The sequence below is a fragment of the Flavobacterium sp. genome, from assembly GCF_039916025.1.
GTDB lineage: Bacteria > Bacteroidota > Bacteroidia > Flavobacteriales > Flavobacteriaceae > Flavobacterium.
Genome location: NZ_JBDSMB010000191.1, coordinates 1 through 7130, shown reverse-complemented (window position 1 = coordinate 7130; position 7130 = coordinate 1). Strand labels below are relative to the sequence as shown.

Here is a 7130-nt window from a genome sequence, read left to right as displayed (position 1 = left end):
AGTGTTTCAATAAACGTGATGATGGAAAGTCCGGAGCATGTTATTGAAAAATACATAGAATTGTCTTCTATAGAAGGAATAATATCATTATAATGGCGGAGAAGTATATAAAAGAAAATGCAAACGATGTTGTCCATCATTTGGAATACAATGGCGAAAGATCGCATTTAATCATTCCTGAGTATGGTCGCCATTTGCAGAAATTGATTGATCAGGCAACAGTTATTGAAGATAGAGAAAAGCGCAATCAGGTAGCAAAATATATTATTCAGGTTATGGGAAGCTTAAACCCGCACCTGCGTGATGTTCCTGATTTCCAACACAAATTATGGGATCAGATTTTTATCATGTCCGATTTTAAATTGGATGTTGATTCTCCATATCCAATTCCGACCAGAGATGTAATTCATCTAAAACCTGAAAGACTTGCTTATCCTCAAAAAAATCCAAAATATCGTTTTTATGGAAACAACATCAAGTACATGATTGATGTTGCCAACAGCTGGGAAGAAGGTGAAATGAAAAATGCCTTGGTAAAAGTCATTGCCAATCACATGAAAAAATCATACCTGAGCTGGAATAAAGACACAGTTACCGATACAGTGATTTTTGAGCATCTGTATGAATTGTCAGAAGGCACATTAAATTTGTTGCAAAGTACCGAAGAGTTGTTGACAACAACAGACCTGATGCGTACCAATAAAAAAATGTCCAACAAAAACCCTGTTTCAAATCCGAAGATTAAAATCAACAAAAACGGTAAAAAACCGTTTGTAAAGAAAAATAATAATAACAATAATCCAAAATAAAGGTGCTAAGGCACTAAGTTTCTTAGGTATTAAGTTTTAGCCTCAGAACCTCAGAACCTTAGAACCTCAGAACCTAAAATATATGGGAACTTTTCAAATCGAAGGTGGCATTCAACTAAAAGGTGATGTACAACCACAAGGTGCAAAAAATGAAGCATTGCAAGTTTTATGTCCTGCATTATTAACTTCAGAAAAAGTTAGAATTACAAATATTCCAGATATAATTGATGTTAATAAACTAATAGTTTTACTTGGAAATTTAGGTGTCAAAATCCAAAAAAATGGAGTAGGAGACTACACTTTTCAGGCCGATGATGTAAATATTGATTATCTGAAAACAGAAGCTTTTAAAAAAGAAGGTGGAAGTTTAAGAGGTTCGATTATGATTGTTGGTCCACTTTTGGCCAGATTTGGTTGTGGATATATCCCAAAACCAGGTGGCGATAAAATTGGCCGTCGTCGTTTGGATACGCACTTTGAAGGTTTTATAAATCTTGGTGCCAAATTCCGTTACGAACGAGAAGATCATTTCTATGGTGTTGAAGTCAAAGGAAGATTGAAAGGCGCACACATGTTGCTTGATGAAGCATCTGTAACCGGAACAGCAAATATTGTTATGGCTGCTGTTTTAGCCGAAGGAACGACTACAGTTTACAACGCAGCCTGCGAACCATATTTGCAACAGTTGTGTAAAATGTTGAACTCAATGGGAGCCAAAATCACTGGTGTTGGTTCTAACTTATTAACTATTGAAGGTGTTGAAAAATTAGGAGGCTGTGAACACAGAATCCTTCCGGATATGATTGAGATTGGTTCATGGATTGGTCTTGCGGCTATGACAAGAAGTGAAATCACTATTAAGAATGTTTCATGGGAAAACCTTGGTGTTATTCCAAGTGTGTTTAGAAAACTGGGAATTACTTTAGAGAAAAAAGGTGACGATATTTATATTCCAGCTCATACAAAAGGATATACCGTAAAAACAGATATCGATGGTTCTATTTTAACCATTGCTGATGCACCATGGCCGGGATTTACACCTGATTTATTAAGCATCATTTTGGTTGTGGCAACTCAGGCGAATGGTGATGTTTTAATTCACCAAAAAATGTTTGAAAGCCGTTTGTTTTTTGTGGACAAACTGATTGATATGGGTGCCAAAATTATGCTTTGTGATCCACATAGAGCGGTAGTTATGGGACACAATTTTCAATCACAATTGAAAGCAACGATAATGAGTTCGCCAGATATTCGTGCCGGAATTTCATTATTGATTGCTGCACTTTCTGCAAAAGGAACTTCAACTATTCAAAATATTGAACAAATTGACAGAGGTTACGAACGCATTGACGAAAGACTTCGTGCACTTGGGGCCAATATTGTCAGAGCATAAATAGATGAGAATCCTAAGCCTTTGTCTAATCTTCCTGTTGGTTTCTTGCAAAACAACCTATCGAAGAACGGATATAAGTTCTATTCCGGAAGCAGAAAAGCAAAAGGTGTATAACTTTGGGAAAAGGATATTCGAAACTTGCAAAACAAGACAATTTATTCAGGTAACCGGAAGAGAAGCTACGCAAGGTCTTGCCGAACTTTCATTAGAAGAAATGCAGCATGCCTGCGACGCCCTTGATAAAAGTAATGGAAAATTCATCGATATGAATCTTGTTGAAGTTATAGATGATACTTTTGCCGGAAATTCTAAAATCTACAGATACAAAGCTAATTTTGAGAGAAATGAATTTTTAAAGGAAATTCGGATTTGGTTAAGAACCGATGGAAAATTTCAAGGCATAATAATTCAGGAATGGAAAGACGAATACACACCTTATAAAAAATAACAAAATCCCAATGTGTGAGCATTGGGATTTTTAATTCATCTATGGAAACATATATTATTGTCATTCTTTGTATTGCTTCTTTCTTTGCGGGATTTGTCGATGCTATTGTTGGCGGCGGCGGATTAATCCAAACTCCGGTAGCTTTAATCTTAATGCCAAATCTTGCGGTTTCATCCATAATTGGTTCGTTGAAAATCCCGGCGTTTAGCGGAACTAGTTTTGCCGCGAATCAGTATCTGAAGAAAGTAGATATGAATTGGAAACTGCTTTCAGTTATGGCAGTTGTTGCTTTTGCTTCCGCTTTTTTAGGTTCTAATCTACTGACCAAAGTCCACAATGATTTTATGAAACCGCTGCTTTTAGTTGTTCTGACTTTAATTGCCATTTACACGTTTACCAAAAAGAATTTTGGTCAGCATCAGCATAAAGAATGGTCTGAGAAGAAATTGTTTTTCCTTGCAATTATCATGAGTATCTGCCTCGGATTTTATGACGGATTTATCGGTCCGGGAACCGGAAGCTTTCTGGTATTAGGTTTTGTAAGTGTTTTAGGTTTCGATTTTCTTCATGCTTCGGCTAATGCCAAAATGGTAAATCTGGCAACCAACTTTGGTTCGATTTGTCTTTTTGTTTTAAAAGGGAAAATCATTTGGGCTTTTGCAATTCCGATGGCAATCTGCAATGCTTTTGGAGGTTGGATTGGAGCCAAACTCGCCATCAAAAGAGGCAACGGTTTTATTCGTGTTTTCTTTTTGATTGTCGTTATTGGAACGTTGATTCGTTTTGGTTATGATGTGTTTTTTAAATAGTTATTTCCATTCAGAATAGATTATGGAATCATCAATTTTAATCTGTAGAATGGGTTTGCAGGTTGTTCCGAATGGAGCTAAAACTGTCCATTTTTTGGCATAATTTATAATCGCATTTTTGCCAATGTAATCTGCTTTGGCTTTTTTTAAATCAAATCCATTTTCCAATCCACGGTTGATGTAATAAGTGGTCTTTTCATTTTCCAATTCGAAAACCAAATCTTTGACACCACCTTCGGATACCGATTTTACAACTCCGGAAACTTTAATGTTTTTTTCTTCTGAAGTATCAGTAGATATCATTGAAGTAATAATTGCCGATATAGTAATTAAACCTATTATTATCAAGCCTGTTTTCTTCATCCTATTTATTCTAATATATTTAAAAACTTCAAACCAAAGACAACTCCATCACCCTGATAACCGTTTTGATACGAACGTACATAATCCACTCTAAAGAAACGGAATTTTCCAAAACCAAGATTATCCAATCCAACACAGAATTCCTGATATGGCTTTCTGTCTGGAACAGCTAAGTTGTGAAAGCCCAAAACCAATTGCGACTGCAAGAGTTTCAATAGCGGAATTTTATTCATAAAATAGCCTTTGTCGTTATGCTCAATATGAGTTTCGCTATAACTATCATTCGTACTCGCAGTATAATAAGGCAATAAATTAAACACATTCGTATAACTATCGGCTTGACCAATATGAGTCTGGTTGCCATTGAAATGTTTATAATCAACAAAAGAAATATTGTCGGCATTGAAGAATTTACCAGCTTTGAAAACCATTTGCAATGTTCCTTTATTTCCCAAAGTCAAATCATAATTTACTCTTGCAGCAATAAGATCATATTCGTAATTTTTATCCGTGGCGGCAAATGTTTTTTCATAACCTAAAGTCAGTGCCGGATAGTCATCGTTTGGAATATTGTATTTACCATCGGGGCGCGTTATATATTTTTGTCCAAAATTAAAGCGCATTCCAATATTGGTTTTTACCAAATTGTGTTTGCTTATCGCAGCTGAAGTCTCGTCATTTGGCGAAAGCGGATTATTGGATGTATATAAATCATCACTTTTTATAAGCGAATGATCAGTTGTGTTGTACAAAGGTCTTCTTTCCGAATATTCAGCATTAAGATTCATGGTAAATCCATTGACAATCTCTCTTCCAAAAAAGCCCGAAACAAAATTCTTTTCATACAATTTCATGAAATTATTTTTGAAAAACAAAGTGCTGACCGAGTTTACAATATTTGAAATTGGATTACCTGGATTAAACTGATTGACAGAACTTCCACCATTAAAAGACAAAACGCTATTATTGGTATTGTTAAATTTATGAGTATAATTAGCTGTTGCTCTTATTTTTTCTTCCGAAAAGCCATAGTCAACCTTGGAACCAATTCGGGTGTAAGTTCTCTTATCTTCATCGCGTTTTGTGTAAGATAAACCGGCATTGATACGCCATCCCTGAACCGTGTTGAACGAAGTAGATAAAAGTGGCCCGTCATAATCGATTGACCATTTTTTAAAGGAGTTTTTATAACTGTAGCCATTCAAAATATCCATCACTTTAAATTTGTTGTGTTTGGCATCAATTGAATCTAAATAGGTTTTTGATTTCTTTTTTGTTTGTAAGATATCTTTCTTTTGATAATCTGTGGTTTCTTCTTCTGTCAAAGGAACAGGTCGAATAGTGTTCCAAAAAGCATCTTCCTTCTTATTGGCGTTTTCCTGAAATGACAGAATTTCATTAGTGAAGGTTTTCTTTTCAAATTGCTTTTCAAATTCAAAATTAGAATACACATACGTAAAGCGTCCATTGACTTTAATGCTTAGCATTCCGGCGATAAAATCTAATGTCTGCGTATTTTTCACCCAGATTTTATTAATGGAATTATAACTGAAACTTTGTTTCAATGTCAGTTTGTCAATAGCCGGAGATTGCATTTGATTCCCTCTTATGGATAAATCCGTAGCATAAATAGCGTAAGAGTCATCTACTATATAGACATAACCTTCCATGGCAGGCTCATTATCGCGACGCGGAATTACTTTTATCTTATTAGTCTGTTGACGGTTTTCGTTAAAAAAAGAACCTTCAAATTTGTATTTGTAATAATTGAAAGCATTATCAGCAATAGGAGAAACTACGTTAATCTCAAACGGAAGATAGTTTTCATAAAAATCAAAATTCACCGAAGCAGCATTATTGAAACTAAAGCCATTGTCTCTGCCACTTACTTTGGAAGCCACAATGATTTCTTTCATCTTATCCGGTTTTTGAAAAGTTATCTTAGAAACGGTTTCCGACAGATAAATAATTCCGCTTCGCGTCGAGTCTAATATTTCATCAAACATATCAAGTTTTTGTCCCATGATAGTTTTTGGTAGATCTTTCAACCTGATAATACCGCGGGAATAAAAATCTGCTTTGAATCGGGCAGTCTTTTCAGAGTTTTCTTTTTTGTTTTTAATTGCATTTCGGATAATCTCATTCGCGGGATTGTCTTTTGGATTGATGACAACTTCTTTAAGCGTAATATTTTCCTCCACCAACATAATACTCAAACTCTCAGCAAACTGATTTTTTGTAATGGATTTTTTTTCGGTTTTATAGCCTAGATATTGAAAGATAATCGTTGGGTTTTCGCTTTTTACATTTAAGATAAATTTTCCTTTATCATTTGTAGTTGTTCCATTATAAGTGTTCTCTTCAAAGATGTTTACAAACGGTAACGGAATTCCTTTGTCATCGGTAACAGTTCCTTTTATTTGTGAGAAAGTAACAATTGAGAATAGAAGTAGGGCTAGGGCAAAAATATTTTTCATGGATTGTTTTTATATAAGGTTCCTTTGTGAGTCTCTGTGTAATTCTTTTTTGTTTCACAGAGATTTAGAATTTAACTCTGTGAATCTCTGTGTAACAAATAAAACTAAAGAAAAGACTGCAACGCCAATTCATAGCTTTTTAAACCGAAACCAATAATGATTCCTTTTGCATTGGGAGAAATAAATGATTGATGACGAAAAGTTTCTCTCGAAAAGGTATTGGATATATGCACTTCTATTACCGGAGTAGCAATGGCTTTTACTGCATCGCCAATCCCAACGGAAGTATGAGTGTAAGCTGCGGCATTTAAAATGATGCCATCATAACTAAACCCAACTTCCTGAATTTTGTCAATAAGTTCACCTTCAATATTACTTTGGAAATAAGAAAGAGAAATGTTTGGATATTTCTTTTTCAACTCATCAAAAAAAGCATCGAAAGTCATATTTCCATAGACTTCAGGCTCACGCTTTCCTAACAAGTTTAAATTCGGACCATTAATTATGATTATTTCCATACAAACATATATTTCTGTAAAAATATAAATAATCAGTAGAAAAGAGCATTTAGTTCTTCTTAAAAAAGCAGTTATTAATAGGAAAAATTCTCGCAATACCTTAATTTATGTAAAATTTAGAAAACAGAATTTCGTTGTTAACAACCAGAAATAGGTTTAAAACACTGGAAAGTAAAAGGTTAAAGGTTTTTTTTGTTAATAAAATTGTTAATAACTGCAATAGTGGGTTATGTTGGTAGAAAAGGATTACTTATAAATTTGTTCATATTAATTTTAAAATTAAACAAACATGAAAAAAATTATTTTAACAGTA

General features: G+C 34.3%; 7 protein-coding genes. 4 read left to right on the top strand and 3 right to left on the bottom strand.

The genetic code is table 11. The features are described from left to right. Window positions 1-92 precede the first annotated feature (92 nt). The 4 genes from ABIQ27_RS14110 (at window position 93) to ABIQ27_RS14095 (ending at window position 3459) form a co-directional block, all read left to right on the top strand. A complete protein-coding gene (locus ABIQ27_RS14110) occupies window positions 93-809 on the top strand; it encodes a DUF4290 domain-containing protein (RefSeq protein WP_348034559.1) in 717 nt (238 codons plus the stop codon). A gap of 82 nt (window positions 810-891) precedes the next feature. After that, entirely contained in the window at window positions 892-2202 is a 1311-nt protein-coding gene (gene murA, locus ABIQ27_RS14105; protein WP_348034558.1) for a UDP-N-acetylglucosamine 1-carboxyvinyltransferase, read from the top strand. A gap of 4 nt (window positions 2203-2206) precedes the next feature. Next, window positions 2207-2650 carry a hypothetical protein gene (locus tag ABIQ27_RS14100; RefSeq protein WP_348034557.1) on the top strand — a complete coding sequence of 148 codons (444 nt, stop codon included), beginning with the start codon at window positions 2207-2209 and terminating at the stop codon, window positions 2648-2650. A gap of 41 nt (window positions 2651-2691) precedes the next feature. Beyond that, window positions 2692-3459, top strand: coding sequence for a TSUP family transporter (locus ABIQ27_RS14095; protein ID WP_348034556.1), 768 nt, complete (start codon window positions 2692-2694; stop codon window positions 3457-3459). Here ABIQ27_RS14095 and ABIQ27_RS14090 read toward each other — a convergent pair whose 3' ends face one another. The 3 genes from ABIQ27_RS14090 to aroQ form a co-directional block, all read right to left on the bottom strand. Next, window positions 3460-3822, bottom strand: coding sequence for a hypothetical protein (locus ABIQ27_RS14090; protein ID WP_348034555.1), 363 nt, complete (start codon window positions 3820-3822; stop codon window positions 3460-3462). Between the two features lie 5 nt (window positions 3823-3827). Further along, window positions 3828-6299, bottom strand: coding sequence for a DUF5686 and carboxypeptidase regulatory-like domain-containing protein (locus ABIQ27_RS14085; protein ID WP_348034554.1), 2472 nt, complete (start codon window positions 6297-6299; stop codon window positions 3828-3830). Between the two features lie 104 nt (window positions 6300-6403). Further along, complete coding sequence (gene aroQ / locus ABIQ27_RS14080) at window positions 6404-6817, bottom strand: type II 3-dehydroquinate dehydratase (RefSeq protein WP_348034553.1); 414 nt, start codon at window positions 6815-6817, stop codon at window positions 6404-6406. Between the last annotated feature and the right edge of the window lie 313 nt (window positions 6818-7130).